Source organism: Agrobacterium sp. 22-214-1 (genome assembly GCF_053522465.1).
In genome coordinates, this window is the sequence record NZ_JBNWCK010000001.1 from 1,178,216 (window position 1) to 1,195,411 (window position 17,196).

13 protein-coding genes are annotated in these 17,196 nt (G+C 61.9%); 6 read left to right on the plus strand and 7 right to left on the minus strand.

Annotated features, from left to right (window positions below):
* Positions 1–222: 222 nt before the first annotated feature.
* Entirely contained in the window at positions 223–1,143 is a 921-nt protein-coding gene (locus tag ACQZ5G_RS06000) for a DUF1499 domain-containing protein (RefSeq protein ID WP_448737423.1), read from the minus strand.
* 519 nt (positions 1,144–1,662) lie between these two features.
* On the opposite strand from ACQZ5G_RS06000, the gene ACQZ5G_RS06005 reads away from it, so the two are divergent.
* From ACQZ5G_RS06005 to ACQZ5G_RS06015, 3 genes are all read left to right on the plus strand, one after another.
* A complete protein-coding gene (locus tag ACQZ5G_RS06005; RefSeq protein ID WP_448737422.1) occupies positions 1,663–3,027 on the plus strand; it encodes a dicarboxylate/amino acid:cation symporter in 1,365 nt (454 codons plus the stop codon).
* A 151-nt stretch (positions 3,028–3,178) separates the two neighbouring features.
* Complete coding sequence (locus ACQZ5G_RS06010) at positions 3,179–3,730, plus strand: hypothetical protein (protein ID WP_448737421.1); 552 nt, start codon at positions 3,179–3,181, stop codon at positions 3,728–3,730.
* Positions 3,731–3,767: 37 nt separating this feature from the next.
* Positions 3,768–4,040 carry a hypothetical protein gene (locus ACQZ5G_RS06015; RefSeq protein ID WP_448737420.1) on the plus strand — a complete coding sequence of 91 codons (273 nt, stop codon included), beginning with the start codon at positions 3,768–3,770 and terminating at the stop codon, positions 4,038–4,040.
* Here ACQZ5G_RS06015 and ppdK read toward each other — a convergent pair.
* Positions 4,018–6,744, minus strand: coding sequence for a pyruvate, phosphate dikinase (ppdK, locus tag ACQZ5G_RS06020; RefSeq protein WP_448737419.1), 2,727 nt, complete (start codon positions 6,742–6,744; stop codon positions 4,018–4,020). The genes ACQZ5G_RS06015 and ppdK overlap by 23 nt on opposite strands.
* Positions 6,745–6,972: 228 nt before the next feature.
* On the opposite strand from ppdK, the gene ACQZ5G_RS06025 reads away from it, so the two are divergent.
* Positions 6,973–7,950, plus strand: a complete 978-nt coding sequence (locus tag ACQZ5G_RS06025; RefSeq protein WP_448737418.1) for a VOC family protein — start codon at positions 6,973–6,975, stop codon at positions 7,948–7,950.
* Positions 7,951–8,372: 422 nt separating this feature from the next.
* Here the strand turns inward: ACQZ5G_RS06025 and ACQZ5G_RS06030 are convergent, their stop codons facing one another.
* From ACQZ5G_RS06030 to ACQZ5G_RS06045, 4 genes are all read right to left on the minus strand, one after another.
* Positions 8,373–11,840: a chromosome segregation SMC family protein gene (locus ACQZ5G_RS06030; RefSeq protein ID WP_448737417.1), complete on the minus strand. Its 3,468-nt coding sequence runs from the start codon at positions 11,838–11,840 to the stop codon at positions 8,373–8,375.
* Between the two features lie 84 nt (positions 11,841–11,924).
* Entirely contained in the window at positions 11,925–12,605 is a 681-nt protein-coding gene (locus tag ACQZ5G_RS06035) for a DsbA family protein (RefSeq protein ID WP_448737416.1), read from the minus strand.
* 129 nt (positions 12,606–12,734) lie between these two features.
* On the minus strand, positions 12,735–13,256 hold the full coding sequence (locus ACQZ5G_RS06040; protein WP_080817472.1) for a DUF721 domain-containing protein: 522 nt from the start codon (positions 13,254–13,256) through the stop codon (positions 12,735–12,737).
* 27 nt (positions 13,257–13,283) lie between these two features.
* Positions 13,284–13,748, minus strand: coding sequence for a hypothetical protein (locus ACQZ5G_RS06045; protein WP_448737415.1), 465 nt, complete (start codon positions 13,746–13,748; stop codon positions 13,284–13,286).
* A gap of 127 nt (positions 13,749–13,875) precedes the next feature.
* Here ACQZ5G_RS06045 and mutY point away from each other — a divergent pair, with 127 nt between their 5' ends.
* Positions 13,876–14,988, plus strand: a complete 1,113-nt coding sequence (gene mutY / locus ACQZ5G_RS06050; protein ID WP_448737414.1) for an A/G-specific adenine glycosylase — start codon at positions 13,876–13,878, stop codon at positions 14,986–14,988.
* Positions 14,985–15,599 (plus strand): HAD family hydrolase, encoded by a 615-nt coding sequence (locus ACQZ5G_RS06055; protein ID WP_448737413.1) that lies wholly within the window; start codon positions 14,985–14,987, stop codon positions 15,597–15,599. Before mutY ends, ACQZ5G_RS06055 begins: the two co-directional genes overlap by 4 nt.
* Before the next feature lie 330 nt (positions 15,600–15,929).
* On the opposite strand, the gene ACQZ5G_RS06060 is transcribed toward ACQZ5G_RS06055, so the two are convergent.
* Positions 15,930–17,075 (minus strand): site-specific DNA-methyltransferase, encoded by a 1,146-nt coding sequence (locus ACQZ5G_RS06060; protein ID WP_196379538.1) that lies wholly within the window; start codon positions 17,073–17,075, stop codon positions 15,930–15,932.
* Between the last annotated feature and the right edge of the window lie 121 nt (positions 17,076–17,196).

Below are 17,196 nucleotides of genomic sequence, written 5' to 3' on the forward strand. Positions count from 1 at the left end.
CCACGGGATCAATGTCCCCAGGGGGATCGGTCTTCCATCCGCCACCGCACAAGCGACAATAGCACAGTGCGATGAAGGCAAGTTACAAGGGGGCGACGGCAGAGATATGCGGAGAGCTTGCCCCCTCATCCGACCCTTCGGGCCACCTTCTCCCCGGCGGGGAGAAGAAGCAGGCGGCACCCACTCGTCGCCATCAAGACAACACGCAGCATCAACTACACATCAATTGTCGTTCAACCCCTGCATCTCCGCATCCAGCGCATCGAGATAGGCTTCCGCAATCGCAGCGCCCATGCCGAGATCGTGCGGGCCGTAGCGGGAGGCGACGCGGACATCGACGATGGTGGTTTCGGCCTCTTCCTTGAGGCGGATGAGGATATCGAAACGCAGGCCCCAGATGCGCGTGCGGGTTTCGCCCTGCATCAGCACCACGCCGCTACCGTTAAAGAAGGTGGGCAAAGGCGCGTCCGTCGGGCGGGCCATGGGCACCGGCACGATGGAGGGCAGATCCTCGACCGGCCCTTCTTCCGCAGGCTGCGTCCTGTCCTGCTCCGGAACGCCGACGGAGGGCGCATCTTCCGCCCCGATCACCCCCTTCGTGTGGACGATGCGGATATTCTGGGCGGCGGCCATTTTTTTGGCGGCGGCATAGATGCGGTCGATTGCGCCTTCATAACGGCGGCCGGCGAGGCTGGCATAGGCTTCGGCCTGCGCGTCGCGGTCGGCCTTGGTGATAGTCGCGGGCCGCACCAGCCATTGCTGGTTGGCGGCGGGCGTCACCAGCCATTCCGGCACGTCGGTCAGATCGGTGGAAATGTCATAAATCTTCGGCTGCTGCCAATAAAGAAAGGCGCCGTAACCGACCACGCCGAGCGGCAGGGCCGAGAGAAGCAGCGCCGCCAGCGCCGAAAGGCCGCCGCGCGCGCCCCTGGTCCACAGCCGCTGAAGCCCGATCAACGCCAGAAGCACGGCCGCGAGAGCGATGCCGGCGGCGATGACGAGCAGCCCGACAAGATCGGGCGTCGTCAGCGGCCCGAAACGGTGAATGCCGGCGGCAATGAGAAACAGCACAAGCGCCGCAAGACCGAGATAGCGGGAAAGATAGGCTGCAACCGAAAAAGGCCGGACGAAACGCACAGTCATGAAAGCGGATATCCGTTAGATCGCATTGGCTAAAAAGCGTTGCACCCGAATTCTGGCAGGGAATCACCTGCATATGATGTCATAGACCGGATTTGCGGCGAGGAAAACAAAGGAGGAGGCGATCCCTACGCTAAAGCGCGCGAACTTCTCCGTCATGCCGGTCCCCGGAACAAGCCCGAGGATGATCCGGTATCCAGCCATGCTGCGCCTTGAGGAATGAGTCTTTTGCGATCAAAGACTTGATCGCGCTGGACCCCGGATCAGGTCCGGGGTGACGGAATATCAGGCTATGACACTGCCAAACTGTAGGTTTTAGGACTCTGACGTCGAAGGCGACGAAGGAGCGGAATATTTTTCCGCATTGCCTCACCTAAAGAGAATTATTCCCCGACAACGCAACAAATACGCACGTTCATCCCTTAATTGCTGAGGAAATCGGCGTATTCTCGGCGACCTCCCTCGAGAATGCGTGTAAAAAGTGCAACATTCTCGTTTTCTTGCACAATAAAGAGACATGTCATGTCACAGGCAACGACGTCCGCCGGGCCCTCCGGGCCTAAACCCTTTTATCGCAATTTCGGCTTTCAGGTTCTGATCGCCATGGTCATCGGCCTGCTGCTCGGCCTCGTTGCGCGCAACATCGGTCCCGATGCCGCCGGCAGCCCCAACTGGCTTTCGGTGACGCTGCAGACCATCGGCAGCATTTTCGTGCAGCTTTTGCGCGCGCTGGTTCCGCCGCTGATCTTCACGGCCATCGTCGCCTCCATCGCCAATCTCAAGAACCTCTCCAACGCGGCGAAGCTTGTGTGGCAGACACTCCTCTGGTTCGCCATCACCGCGCTGATCGCCGTCGTCATCGGCATCGTGCTCGGCCTCGTCATTCAGCCCGGCGTCAACACGGCGATTGCCAATACGGCAGCGGCGGCGCCTTCTTCCACCGGCTCCTGGCTGGATTTCCTGAAGGGCCTCGTACCGGTCAACGTCTTCGGCCTCGAAGCTTCTACCAAGCTCAATAATGGCGCGGCCAGCACCTCGTTGAACTTCAACGTGCTGCAGCTGCTCGTCGTCTCGATCGCCTTCGGTGTCGCGGCGCTGAAAGCCGGCAAGGCGGCGGAGCCGTTCCTCGCCTTCAACCAGTCGCTGCTCGCCATCGTGCGGAAAATCCTGTGGTGGGTCATTCGCCTCACCCCCATCGGCACCATCGGCCTGCTCGGCCGCGCGGTCGATCAATATGGCTGGACGACGCTGTCGCAGCTCGGCTGGTACGCGGCGGCCGTTTATATCGGTCTCGCACTGGTGCTCTTTGTGGTCTATCCGGCGCTATTGATCGCCCATGGCCTGAAGCCATCGCGCTTCTTTGCGGGCGCATGGCCGGCCATCCAGCTCGCCTTCGTGTCGCGTTCCTCCATCGGCACGCTTCCCGTCACCGAAACCGTGACGGAAAAGAGCCTCGGCGTGCCGCGCGAATATGCCGCCTTCTCCGTGCCGCTCGGCGCCACCACCAAGATGGACGGCTGCGCTGCGATCTATCCGGCGATTTCGGCGATCTTCATCGCGCAGTTCTTCCAGGTGCCGCTCGGCATTCAGGAATATGTGCTGATCGTCTTCGTCTCCGTGCTCGGTTCCGCCGCAACGGCAGGCCTCACGGGCGCGGTGGTGATGCTGACGCTGACGCTTTCGACGCTCGGCCTGCCGCTTGAAGGTGTGGGCCTGCTGCTCGCCATCGACCCGATCCTCGACATGGGCCGCACGGCGGTGAACGTCGCCGGCCAGGCGCTGGTGCCCACCATCGTCGCCAAGCGCGAGGGCATTCTCGATGAGGCCGTCTATAACAACGCCAAGGATATCGACGCACTCGACGACCGGGAAGCAGCGCCGGCCTGACAGCGGCAATCATGGGGCGTTTCCGGTGAAAAGGGAGACGCCCCATGCGGACCATTCCCGTTGTTCCCTGATAGTTTGGGGTTGACGGCGATAATTTCATCGATAGCGATAGCGGCACGGGCAATAGCGCAACTTTGAGCGGAAACTGTGCATGGCGAAACGTAACTGGATCTATGTCGGCCTGCTCGCTTTCATCTCCCTCGGGCTTCTGATCGATGCGGCCGTCTGGCCTGCCGGGCCTCCAGCATCCTTTACCGCAAACGATCTGGTGCAGATGATCGGCATCATCACGCTATTTGCCTGGTGGCAGATAGAGGATGCCGAAAAGCGGACCTCCGGCGCAGCTCCGCCGCCAAAATCACCACCGTTCTGCTCGCACCCATCGGGCTTGCGATTTACCTCTATCAAACCCGCCGGTGGCCCCGCGCCACGCTCGGCCTCCTCGCCTTTATCGGCGGCATCGTCCTCATCGCCATCCTCACGGTTCTGCTCGGCGACTGGCTCATTCAACAGGGTTTGTTCCCGCCGTCTTTCCTGCGTGATTCCTGAGCAACGGGAGTATGTCGGATTTTACGACACCACGCCGACTGACACCGCTATCGCCGCCGCCTGCCAAGCCATTCTCCATGATGGATTGATGCAACTTTCCGCCCCAACGCGGCTTTTCCCCGTATCAAAACAGGCGTATCAATCGCGGCAATAAAAGTGCCGTACGGCTGTCATATTAAGGGAGAAACAAAATGCATGTTTCCATCGTCTTCGGTGCGCTTGCCGCCATGCTGGCGCTCACCGCCTGCCAGACGTTGACGCCGGAAGAGCGTCGAGCGCGGGATGAGGCGACTTGCCGGGGTTATGGTTTCCGCCCCGGCACGGACCCGATGGCCGGTTGCCTTCTCGATCTGGAAATGGACCGCCGCGCCGATAACCGCGCCTGGCAGGCGCAGATGAACCGCGACATGTTCTACCGCCCCGTGGTGGTGGAGCGGCGCATCATCGTCCAACAGAACCCCTGACGGGGATGAAGGCGACATTGCTCGCCACCCTGCCCTCATCCCTCTTCGCCGCGAGCGTTGCCTGCGCGGCGGCAAGCCGGGCGATGGGCACGCGGAAGGGCGAGCAGGAAACGTAGTCGAGATCGGCATCCTCACAGAAATGGATCGAGGCCGGGTCGCCGCCATGTTCGCCGCAGATGCCGAGTTTCAGTTCCGGCCGCGTCTGGCGGCCGCGTTCTGCGGCGATGCGGATCAACTCGCCCACACCGTCGAAATCGAGCGAGATGAACGGGTCGCGCTCGATGATGCCCTTGCGCTGATAGGTATTGATGAAACGCGCCGCATCGTCACGGGAAATGCCGAAGGTGGTCTGCGTCAGGTCGTTGGTGCCGAAGGAGAAAAATTCCGCCGCTTCCGCAATCACATGGGCGCGCAGGGCCGCGCGCGGCAATTCGATCATGGTGCCGGTCAGATATTCGATCTCCATGCCCGTTTCCTGCGCCACCGCTGCGGCGACGCCGTCGATGACCTCGGTAACGTAATCCAGTTCCGCGCGCAGACCGACAAGCGGCACCATGATCTCGGGCACGACCGGCGCGCCGGTGATGCGTGCTGCGGCAACCGCCGCTTCGAAAATGGCGCGGGCCTGCATTTCGGCGATTTCCGGATAGGAAATGGCAAGGCGGCAGCCGCGATGGCCGAGCATGGGGTTGAACTCGTGCAGCGCATCCAGCCGCTGGCGGAACACCGTCTGCGGCATGCCCATGGCGGCCGCCACCTCGACGATTTCGCCATCGGTCTTCGGCAGGAATTCATGCAGCGGCGGGTCGAGCAGGCGGATCGTCACCGGCAGGCCGTGCATGATCTGGAAAAGCTCGGTGAAATCCGAGCGCTGCATCGGCAGAAGCTCATCGAGCGCCGCCCGCCTGCCCTTTTCGCTTTCGGCGAGGATCATCTCACGCATCACATGGATGCGGTCGCCCTCGAAGAACATATGTTCGGTACGGCAGAGGCCAATGCCTTCCGCGCCGAAGGCGCGGGCGGCGCGGGCATCTGCCGGGGTATCGGCATTGGTGCGCACGGTCATGCGGCGCAGGCTGTCTGCCCACTCCATCAGCTTGCCGAAATCGCCCGAGAGTTCCGGCTGCGTCATGGGTACCTCGCCCTTCAGGACGCGGCCGGAAGAACCGTCGATGGTGATGACATCGCCGCGCTTCAGCATACATCCGACGCCGATCAGCACCTTGTTGCGCATGTCGACGCGCATGGAGCCGGCGCCGGTGACGCAGGGAATGCCCATACCGCGCGCCACCACGGCGGCGTGGCTGGTCATGCCGCCGCGCGTCGTCAGAATGCCTTCGGCGGCGTGCATGCCATGAATATCTTCCGGGCTGGTTTCGATGCGCACCAGAATGACGCGGCGGCCTTCGGCTTCCGCCGCAACCGCCTCTTCCGCAGTGAAGACGATCTCACCCGTCGCCGCCCCCGGAGACGCGGGCAGGCCTGAGCCGATGATGGGACGCGATGTGCCGGGATCGATGGTCGGGTGCAGCAGCTGGTCGAGCGATGACGGCTCGATGCGGCAGACGGCTTCTTCCTGCGAGATCAGCCCCTCTTCCACCATATCGACGGCGATCTTCATCGCCGCGCGGGTGGTGCGCTTGCCGGAACGGGTCTGCAGCATCCAGAGCTTGCCGCGCTCGATGGTGAATTCCAGATCCTGCATGTCGCGATAGTGGTTTTCCAGCCGCTTGCAGATCGCCAGAAATTCGCTGAACGCCTCCGGCATCAGCTTTTCCATCGAGGGCTTGTCGGAGCCGGAGGCAAGACGCGCCGCCTCGGTGATGGATTGCGGCGTGCGGATGCCCGCCACCACATCTTCGCCTTGAGCGTTGACGAGGAATTCGCCGTAAAGCTCCGCCTCTCCCGTCGAAGGATTGCGGGTGAAGGCGACACCGGTTGCCGAGGACGAGCCGAGATTGCCGAAGACCATGGCCTGAACATTGACGGCCGTGCCCCAGTCCCCCGGAATATTGTGCAAATGGCGGTAGGTCACGGCGCGGTGGTTGGTCCAGCTGGCGAAGACGGCGCCGATTGCGCCCCAGAGCTGGACATGACAGTCCTGCGGAAAAGCTTCGTCCAGCTCATCCTCGATCAGCTTTTTATAAAGCGAAACGACATGCTGCCATTCGACCGCCGACATGTCGGTATCGTATTCGTGGCCGAGGCGGCCTTTCTCATCCTCGAGAATTTCCTCGAACAATTCGTGGTCGAGGCCCATGACGACATCGGCATACATCTGGATGAAGCGGCGATAGCTGTCCCATGCAAAACGCGCGTCGCCCGCATCATGGCCCAGCGCTTCCACGGTGCGGTCATTGAGGCCGAGGTTCAAAACCGTGTCCATCATGCCGGGCATGGAGGCGCGTGCGCCTGATCGGACCGACAGAAGCAGCGGCGAGTGGCTGCCGCCGAAGGTCTTGCCGGTCACGGTTTCCATTCCGTGCAGGCCGGCCATGACCTGCAGCTTCAGGTCCTCGGGAAGATCGCGGCCATTCTTGTGATAAAGCGCGCAGGCATCGGTTATGATGGTGAGGCCGGGGGGAACGGGAAGGCCGAGACTTGCCATTTCGGCAAGGTTCGCGCCCTTGCCGCCCAATATCGCAACGTCACCTGCCCTGCCTTCGGCAGCACCGTTGCCGAAGGTATAAACCCATTTTTTCATTCCACGCTCTCCACCCAGAAGCGTTGTCATTTTTCTATCATCTACAGCATTGGCGGCACGTTGGAAACGCCGCAACGTGCAGTTTACATCGCAGTGCAGCATAATTGCGGCAAATTGCGCGCAAGAATTGCCGCAAAGGCCGAATAACGGCATGATTGACGCATTCGTGTAGTGCGCTGAACTGGAGTGTTGCCTAAGCCATTCAAATCGCCGACAAAGAGATTATTCATGCAATTTACCCGCCGCCATACGCTTAAATTTGCCGGAATTTCCTGTGCCGCCAGTGCGCTTGCCGGGGCGCTCAGAGCCGAAGGCGCAGTGCCCGTCGCAGGCGCCGCCTCCGCCCTTCCCTTCGCGCTGACGACGCCGATGCATATCGGTCAGGCCGCGCTGCGCGTGCGCGATCTCGACCAGATGATCGAGTATTACCGTTCAGTGCTGGGCATGAACGAGGTGGAGCGCACGGCCAGAGGCGTGACGCTCGGCGTCGGCACCGTGCCGCTGCTCGATCTCGTGCACAAGCCGGCCGCGGATTTCGAAAGCCCCACCTCCGCCGGCCTGTTCCACATCGCCTATCTGATGCCCTCCCGCAAGGATCTGGCGCGCTGGCTGGTGCATGCGGCGCTGAAACAGGTGCCGCTTACCGGTTTTGCCGATCACAATGTCAGCGAGGCGATCTATCTCAACGATCCCGAGGGCAACGGCATCGAGGTTTACAGTGACCGGCCGAAGGACACATGGGTCTGGAGCGGCCGCGTGGTGAAAATGGGCACCGAACCGCTCGATGTCGACGATCTGGTGACGCTGACCGATACCAAAAAAAGCGATTATGAGGCTGCCCCACCGGGAATGCGCATCGGGCATGTTCACCTGCGGGTCGGCGAAATCGCCGCCGCCCGCGCCTTTTACGAAACGGCCGTCGGCCTGCAACCGACGCAGGATGCGCGCTCCGATGCCTCGTTTCTCTCTTCCGGCGGGTATCATCATCATCTGGCGGTGAATACATGGAACAGCCGTGGCGCGAAGGAACGCAACGCCATGGAAACCGGCCTTGACTGGTTTTCTCTCACCGTTCGCAACCCCGCCGATCTGGAGGCGCAGAAAACGCGGCTGCGGGCCGCCGGTTATGTGCTGGTGGAGATGGAAAATAACGTCGTGGAAGCCATAGACCCCTGGGGCACGCGGCTGCGGCTGGTGCCGGGGTGAATGGTCCATACGCTCGATACGAAGCGGGTGCCACAAAAAATGCTCACACAACTTCGTCCGCACACTACAGAGCCTCGCCGCCCCCTTCCTCATTCCTGTGCTTGTCACAGGAATCCAGTCGACGCGCGTCTGCGCGGCAGGAGACTCTTTTCAGCCCAAGGACTTGGGCTGGCTGGATTCCTGTGACAAGCACAGGAATGAGGGAGCCCGCCCGTATTCTTCAGCCGAAAAAGAAAGCCTTGCGAGGCCACGGCAGCGGCCTCGCAAGGCATTCCATCCGGTACAGGAAACCGGATGGTGGGGTCTGTGACGAGCCCTTTGGCCCCTGCGGAAAACATAGCAAAACACCGCGCATTGTCGCTCACCCGAATGGGTGATACCGCCAGATAAATTCGTAATGAAGGCGAAGGGGAAAAGAAGCCTCAGACGGCTTCGCGCAACTGCTCAGCGGTCTGCAAATCCACGGAGACGAGCTGCGAGACGCCCTGTTCGGCCATGGTGACGCCGAAGAGGCGGTTCATGCGCGCCATGGTGATGGGATTGTGGGTGATGATGACGAAGCGGGTTTCGGTGGAGGCCACCATCTCGTCCATCAGGTTGCAGTAACGCTCGACATTGTGGTCGTCGAGCGGCGCATCCACCTCGTCCAGCACGCAGATGGGCGCGGGATTGGTGAGGAAGACCGCGAAGATCAGCGCCATGGCCGTCAACGCCTGCTCGCCGCCGGAAAGCAGCGTCATGGTCTGCGGTTTCTTGCCCGGCGGGCGGGCGAGGATTTCCAGCCCCGCTTCCAGCGGATCGTCGGATTCGATCAGCTGCAATTCCGCCGTGCCGCCGCCGAAGAGATGGGTGAACAGCCGCTGGAACTGCGAATTGACCACATCGAAAGCGGCGATCAGCCGTTCGCGGCCTTCGCGGTTGAGGTTCTGGATGCCGGCGCGCAGCTTGCGCACGGCGTCGATGATGTCGTCGCGCTCCTTGATGAGCGCTTCGAGTTTGGCGGAAAGCTCGGCCTGCTCTTCCTCGGCGCGCAGATTGACCGCGCCCAGCCTTTCGCGCTCGATCTTCAGCCGGTCGAGATCGCGCTCGACGTCGCGAATGTCCGGCTTCGGCTGGTCGGGACCGAGGCCGGTCAGGCGGAACGCCATATGCGGCTCGGTATTCAGCGTTTCGCGGATGCGGTGTTCGGTTTCCTGCCGCTTTTCGCGGGCGGAGACCAGCCGCTCTTCGGCGCGGCCGCGTTTTTCGCGTGCTTCGGCCAGTTCCGAAAGCGCCGTTGCCGCCACCCGGTCGGCGGCGCGCTGCAGGTTTTCCGCCTCGGCCAGCCGGTCGGCGGCCTCGCGGCGGGCGTCTTCGGTCTTTTGCAATTCATTGAGGAGGTTGCGGCGTTTCTCGTCGAACTCCTCCGGCGCTATGTCCAGCTCGGCGATTTCCTCGCGCGCCTCTTCCTCACGTTCGCGCAGCGTGGCGATGTGATCGGCCGCACTTGCTGCGCGCGATTGCCAGGTGGAGCGCTCCTGCCCTATCGCCTGAATTCTGCGCTGGCGACTTTCCGCCTCGCGGCTAACGCCCTCATGGCGGGCACGGGCCTCCGCCAGAAGGCCGCGGTCGGTCGCAACTTCAAGCTGGCTTTCGCGCAGCCGCAGATCCAGCACGGAAAGATCAGGCGCGTCTTCCATTTCGATGCGGGCGTTTTCCTCCTGAACGGCGATCTCATCGATCTGCGCACCGATCTGGTTCAGTGCTTCGGACACGATATCGCGACGGCGCAGCAGATCGCCCGAGGCCCTTTCGGCGATGGTGAGCGCCTCGCGCGCCTCGGCAAGATGGCGGGTCGCAAGCCGGCTTCTGTCGCGCACGTCCGAGAGCCGCAATTCGCTGCTGCGGATATCTTCGGTTTTCGCGGCAAGCTGGTCTTCGGCCTCGTCCAGAATGGAGCGGGCCTCATCCAGTTCTGTCTCGATTTCAGCGAGGCGGTTCTTCTGCGACAGGCGAAGCGCTGCGGCACCCGGCGCATCGGCACTGGCGATGTGACCGTCCCAACGCAACAGCGCGCCTTCGCGCGTCACCAGCCGCTGGCCGGCCTTCAAGTGCGGCAACAGACGCAGGGCTTCCGCAGTGTTGGCGACGACGCCGATCTGCGCCAAAGCGCGGCGCAGGGCTTCCGGCGCCTGCGCATAATCCAGAAGCGGTTTCGCACCCTGCGGCAAGGCGGGATCATCAGCGCCATCGCCATTTCCGGCCCAATAGGCGGGCGCGGCGGGATCGAGCGGGCTTTCGAGATCGTCGCCGAGAGCGGCACCCAATGCAGCCTCGAAACCGCGCTCCACCGTCATTTCTTCCGCCACCGGGGTAAAGCTGCCATTGGCGGCGGCGCTGGAGGCAAGGATTTTGGTGATGGTGCGCGCTTCCGTGTCCAGCGCGTTCAGCCGGTTCCGCGCCGTTTCCAGCGGCGCGCGCGCCAGCGCTTCGGCGGAACGCGCCTCGGCGACGGCGGCTTCGGCTTCCTCCACCACGATCAGGGCATCCTCGACCGCGATCTCCGCCGCCTCGACCGCTTCGCGCCGCTCGGAAGGATCGGGAAGGCCGGAGAGTTTTTCGTCGATGGCATCGATCTCGGCGGATGCCTCCTGCGATTGCCGTTCCAGCCGAAGCTTGCGGTCGGAAAGATCGCGGATCGCCCGCTCCAACTGCTGGCGGGCGGCGGACGCCTCGGCCCGCTCGGCGGTAATCGCGGTGAAGATGGCTTCGCTTTCCGCCAGCTTGATAGCCGCAGCTTCGAAGGCTTCGCGCATCTCTTCCGCATGACGGCCGGAATCGGAGAGGATTTCGAGGAGTTCAGCCTCTTCCTCATCGAGCCGTGCGAGTATCTGGGCATTGTCGGAGACCAGCCGTTCCTCGCGGATAATATCCTCGCCAAGCTGCGACAGGCGGCGGGCCAGCTCATCGCGGCGGCGCAGCAGGCGGTTCGCTTCGTCATCCAGCTGGGTGCGGGCGATCTGCAGGCGTTGCAGGGCGGCGGCGACTTTCGCCTCGTCCTCGCGCAACTCCGGCAGCTTCAGGCTGGCGATGCCCTGCTGCTTGGCCGCTTCCATCTGCGCCTGCGCTTTTTCGGCGACGATGTTCGTCGCCTGATTGAGCGCGCTTTCCGCCTCGCCTTCGGCTTCCTTCGCCTCCACCCAGCGGATGTGCAGCAGGGTCGCTTCGCGGGCGCGGATATCGGCGGACAGCATCTTGAAACGGTTGGCCTGCCGCGCCTGGCGTTTCAGGCTTTCGATCTGGCTTTCCAGCTGGGCGGTGACGTCTTCCAGCCGCTCCAGATTGGTCTCGGCGGCGCGCAGGCGAAGTTCTGCCTCGTGGCGGCGGGAATGCAGGCCGGAAATGCCGGCCGCCTCTTCCAGCAGCTGGCGGCGGGCCTGCGGCTTGGCATTGATGAGCTCGCCGATACGTCCCTGCCCCACCATGGAGGGCGAGCGCGCGCCGGTAGAGGCGTCGGCGAACAGAAGCTGCACATCCTTGGCGCGGGCTTCCTTGCCGTTGATGCGGTAGACGGAGCCGTTTTCGCGCTCGATGCGGCGTGTGACCTGAATTTCATCGGCATCGTTGAAGGCGGCGGGCGCGGTGCGGTCGGAATTGTCGAGATAAAGGCCGACTTCCGCTGTGTTGCGGGCCGGGCGATTGCCGGAGCCGGAGAAGATGACGTCATCCATGCCGGAGGCGCGCATGTTCTTGTAGGAATTCTCGCCCATCACCCAGCGCAGCGCTTCGACCAGATTGGACTTGCCGCAGCCATTCGGCCCGACGACACCGGTAAGCCCCGGCTCGATGATGAATTCGGAAGGTTCTACGAAGGATTTGAAACCGACGAGGCGGAGCTTGTTGAACTTCATGCCGTCATGCTCCGGCCGGAAGACAGGCAATAAAAAACGGGCGTGCGGAAATATCCGCCGCCCGTTCCTTTAAGGGTCCGGCGATCAGAGCAGCTTGTCGATGACAGCCGACATGTTTTCAACCGACATGTCTCCCGCATATTTCTTGCCGTTGATGATGAAAGTCGGCGTGGAGTTGACGCCGAATTCCGTCGCACCGCGTTGCATGGTTGCGTTCACATCATCCAGAAGTTTCTGGTTCGTCAAGCAGGCCTCGAAAGACTCCTGTGAGAAACCGGCCATTTTCGACATTTGCAACAGGGCAGCGCGCGCATCCTGTGCAACGGCCCAGCTCTGCTGCTGCTTGAACAGCATGGAAACGAAGGGGAAATACTGACCTTCCGGTGCGCAGCGCGCCAGCATGAAGGCGGCAGCGGCGCGCGGATCGAACGGGAATTCGCGCAGCACGAAATAGACCTTGCCGGTATCAATGTATTTCTTCTTGATCTCTTCGAAGGTCTTGTTGTGGAAGTTGGCGCAGTGCGGGCAGGTCATCGACATGTATTCGACGATTTTGACGGGTGCGTTGGCATCGCCGAGCGCGGCTTCCGGCAGCGGGCCGGGCTTCATCACCGCAGCCATATCCACATCGCCGGTGGATTCAGGCAATTCCTGCGCCTCGGCGATACCGGGCGTGAAGGCAAACGGCAGGGCCGTGGCAACGGCGGCAAGAGCAACGCCGCCGAGGAGGCTGCGACGGGAAATGGTCAGTTCGGGAAAATGCATGAAAGCACCTGTTGGTAATAGACTCTATTGTCCGTTGATTCCGATATAGCGACGGCCTGTTCATCACAAGCGGGGTTTTGAACTCTTCTTGTCAAAGAATTGTGACCAGTCAAGGACAGCCCGTGCACATCAAATCGTCCTGCCGCGCGGCTTTTTCTGCAATACCGCAGTGCCCAGCCTCTCCACCGCCTTGCGCAGCGCCTCGCTCTCGATGCCGTCCATCATGTCATCGAGACGTTTTGCCGCATCGCCGCGTAAGGGTTGCGGTTTGCGCCGGCGGTTGACGGTTTGGGACACCGGTTTCTGCACGATCCTGATCTGGCGCACCGCCGGAAAGCCGAAAAAGCCGTTGATGCGGGCAATCAGTTCGCCCTGCGCATGGGTGAGAAACAGCGCGCGCGCGCCTTCGCAGGCGATCGTCAGCACGCCCGGCTGGTAACCGCCGCGATCCGGCCCCTCGTCGCGGCGCGGCCAGGTGATCTTTTCCGGCCGGGTGCAATCGGCGAAGTCCTCGCCGGCGATCTCGTCCCAGGAGCCGAGCAGCGCCGTGTTGATGCCCGCTCGTTTGGACAACACGGGGTCCATGATGCCATTGGCGACTTCGGCGATCTGAACGACGCCTTTGCGGAATGAATCTGCGGGTTTCTTCATGCTCTCCTCGACAGAGGCCAAGCGGCCTCAAGCGGTCGCGCCATCGTCATCTTCTTCGCCGCGCAACAGCGCCCGGAATCGCCGCCAGTCCCGGCAGGCGCCCAAGCGTATCATTCCCGCCACCAAACATCCAAAGAGGAAATAGGCCCCAGCCAAAAACTTCAGATGCGATATTCCCGGCTTATCCGACATAACGGCAATCACCAACATGCAGGTCAGCACGATGGAGAGGTATATCCACAGGCCATGGCAGAAAATCGCCCAGAAACCGGATTCGATCATTCGAAAGCGGCGCGAGGGCTTGCCTCTCATCTTCTCCAGTTCACGGACTTCGCCGATCAGGCGGGAAACCACAAAGGCCACGCTGTTTTGCCGCCCGAAACACAGCCGGCCAATATGGTTCAACAGGCTTCCAATCAGGCACAGGGCCAACAGAACCCCGATAACATAAAGCAGCGGTTGGGGTATATTATCCAGCAGCGCATTCAGCATGGGGCTCTTCCTCCAAAATCGGATCATGGGTTTCGATGTCGGGCATTCGTTGGCCGGATGCGGTTTTCCACGCCGCCGCCGCAGGCTGCTGTTGCAGATTGCCGTGCCGTGTCTATGTTCAGCGGCGATGAACACACATACGCGGCGACACATATCACATCCGACAGCGGAACAACTTCTCGCATGGTACGACCGGCACCATCGCGAACTGCCATGGCGCACGTCTCCGGCCATGGCGGCACGGGGAAAACGCGCCGATCCCTATCACGTCTGGCTGTCGGAGGTCATGTTGCAGCAGACGACGGTGCAGGCGGTGAAACCCTATTTCCTGAAGTTTCTCGCCGCCTGGCCAAGCGTCAGCGATCTGGCCGCGGCGCCGGTCGAGGATGTCATGGCGGCCTGGGCGGGGCTCGGTTATTACGCCCGTGCCCGCAACCTTAAAAAATGCGCCGAAGCCGTGGCGCGCGAGCATGACGGCATCTTTCCGGACAGCGAAGAGGGTCTGAAGCAACTGCCCGGCATCGGCGACTACACCGCCGCCGCCGTGGCGGCCATCGCATTCAACCGGCAGGCGGCGGTGATGGACGGCAATGTGGAGCGCGTCATCTCCCGCCTCTTTTCCATAGACGCTCCCCTGCCCGGCTCAAAGCCCGCCATGAAAGCGAAGGTGGCCGCGCTTACCCCTTCCGACCGGCCCGGCGATTTCGCCCAGGCGATGATGGATCTCGGCGCGACGATCTGCACGCCGAAACGGCCGGCCTGCGCGCTCTGTCCGTTCAACGGCCACTGTCTTGCGCTTGCCCATGACGAGCCGGAGCGTTTTCCGGTCAAGGCGGCGAAGAAGGCAAAGCCGGTGCGGCTCGGGGCCGCCTTCGTGGCGGTGAATGAAAGCGGCGAAATCCTGCTCCGCCGGCGCATCGAAAGCGGGCTTCTCGGCGGCATGACCGAGGTGCCGACAACGGCATGGACCGCCCGTATGGACGGCGGCACGGAGGCGAGCCATGCGCCCTTTGCCGCCGGCTGGCAGGCGGCGGGCGTTATCGTGCACGTCTTCACCCATTTCGAACTGCGGCTCACCGTCTATCGCGCGCAGGTGCCGGAAGACCTTAAAACCGGCCCGGATGACGGATGGTGGGAGCCGGTTACAAATCTTGACGCACAGGCGCTGCCAACGGTGATGAAAAAAGTCATCGCCCAAGCTATTCCATCCGCATTCGATGAACGCAGGAAATTTCGATGACCAAGATTGAGCATATCGTATTCGACATCGGCAAGGTGCTGATCCATTACGATCCGCATATTCCCTATAGCCGTCTCATTCCCGATGCCGACGAGCGCAAATGGTTCTTCGAAAACGTCTGCACCCATGACTGGAACCTGGAACAGGATCGCGGCCGCCGCTGGGAGGATGCCGAAGCGCTGCTGGTGGAGCAGTTCCCGGATCGGGAAGAGCACATCCGCTCCTTTCGCAGGTTCTGGCACGAGATGGTCTCGCATTCCTATGACGACAGCGTCGCGATCATGGTTGCCCTGATCGACAGCGGCTACGACGTGACGATGCTGACCAACTTCGCCTCCGACACCTTCCGCGAGGCGCAGAAGATGTTCCCCTTCCTCACTTTGCCGCGCGGCGTCACCGTTTCCGGCGATGTGAAGCTGTTGAAGCCCGATGTGGCGATCTACGATCTGCACGCGAGGGAATTCGGCCTCAATCCGGCCGCCAGCCTCTTCATCGACGATACGCTCGTGAATGTCGAAGGCGCGAAAGCGGCGGGCTGGCAGGCCGTGCACTTCACCGGCGCGGAAAAGCTGCGGCAGGATTTGCGGGAATATGGGGTGGAAGTCCGATAAATTCCCAGATCGGGAAAAGAAATTGGCGCAGGCGGAAATGGCGGTCTCCGGCCTGCGCCAGTCCTGCCGCAAGCGGCATCGGACGCAATGTTTTTGTGATTTTTCCGAACCGGATTTTCACAACCACTGCTCTGATTTGAGACAGTATTGCCGATCTCTTGCGCGAAACTTGTCTTGCTAAAATAGTATACTCGAAAACACCAACGCCCGACACCGAAGTGCCGGGCGTTGGTCGTTCTCCATCCGGGACTGAAGGTACTAAACCGGACGGAGACATAGGCTGACAAGGGCGGGCGGTGGATCGTTGCGTCCAAGCCTTTTGGGCTTTGACTATTCGGCCTTTGCCAGTTCACTGCGGATGATCGCTCTCAGATCGTCGATCGGCTTCAGCGCGTCGCCGTCTTCGAAATGCCAGAACGTCCATCCGTTGCATGCGTCGAGACCCTGCACCTTCGCGCCGAGGCGGTGAATGGAGCCGGCGGTCCCGCCGGATGCAATCGTACCATCGGCACGAATAATGGCGCTATAACGGCGTCGTGCATCCGTCAGCACCTGGCCCGGGCGGACGAGGCCGCTTTCCACCAGCGTGTTGAAGGCAACGCGCGGTTCGGCCTTCTTGCCGGTCATCACGGTCAGTTCCGCCTTGCCGAGCGGCTCGACGGCGGCAATGCGGGCGGATGCCGCATCGATGTAATCCTGTTCGCGCTCGATGCCGACGAAGTGGCGGCCGAGACGTTTTGCAACGGCACCCGTGGTGCCGGAGCCGAAGAACGGGTCGAGCACGATATCGCCCGGCTTGGTGGAGGCCATGATGATGCGCGCCAGCAGCGCTTCCGGCTTCTGGGTGGGATGCACCTTCTTGCCGTCGTCACCTTTCAGACGCTCGTTGCCGCTGCAGATCGGGAACAGCCAGTCGGAGCGCATCTGCACATCGTCGTTGGAGGCCTTCAGCGCATCGTAGTTGAAGGTGTAGTTCTTGGCTTTCGGATCGCGGCTGGCCCAGATCATCGTCTCATGCGCGTTCTGGAACCGGCGGCCCTTGAAGTTCGGCATGGGGTTGGTCTTGCGCCAGACGATGTCGTTCAGGATCCAGAAATCGAGGTTCTGGAGCATGGAGCCGACGCGGAAGATATTGTGGTAGGAGCCGATGACCCAGATGGTGCCGTTCGGCTTCAGGACGCGGCGGCAGGCGAGCAGCCAGGCGCGGGTGAAGGCGTCATAGGCCTCGAAGGAGGCGAACTGGTCCCATTCGTCATCGACGGCATCGACCAGCGACTGATCGGGACGGTGCAGCGTACCGCCAAGCTGAAGGTTATAGGGCGGATCGGCGAAAATCGCATCGACCGACTGGCTCGGGAGGGCATCCAAGGCAGCGACACAATCACCTTTGATGATGCTGTCTTTCCAGGCGTCGCTCTCGCCCGCACGATCAAAACCGGCACGCCGAAAATCGGCCAGCGGAAAAACTGCTGCCATTGGTACTCGCTCCATACGCTTACTCTCTACTGATGCTTATGGTTACCGAAGATGGTTATCAAAGCCTGAACAAGTCACGGAAAATGCGAAATAAATGGCTGTCGCGGCCCGCAGGCGCGAT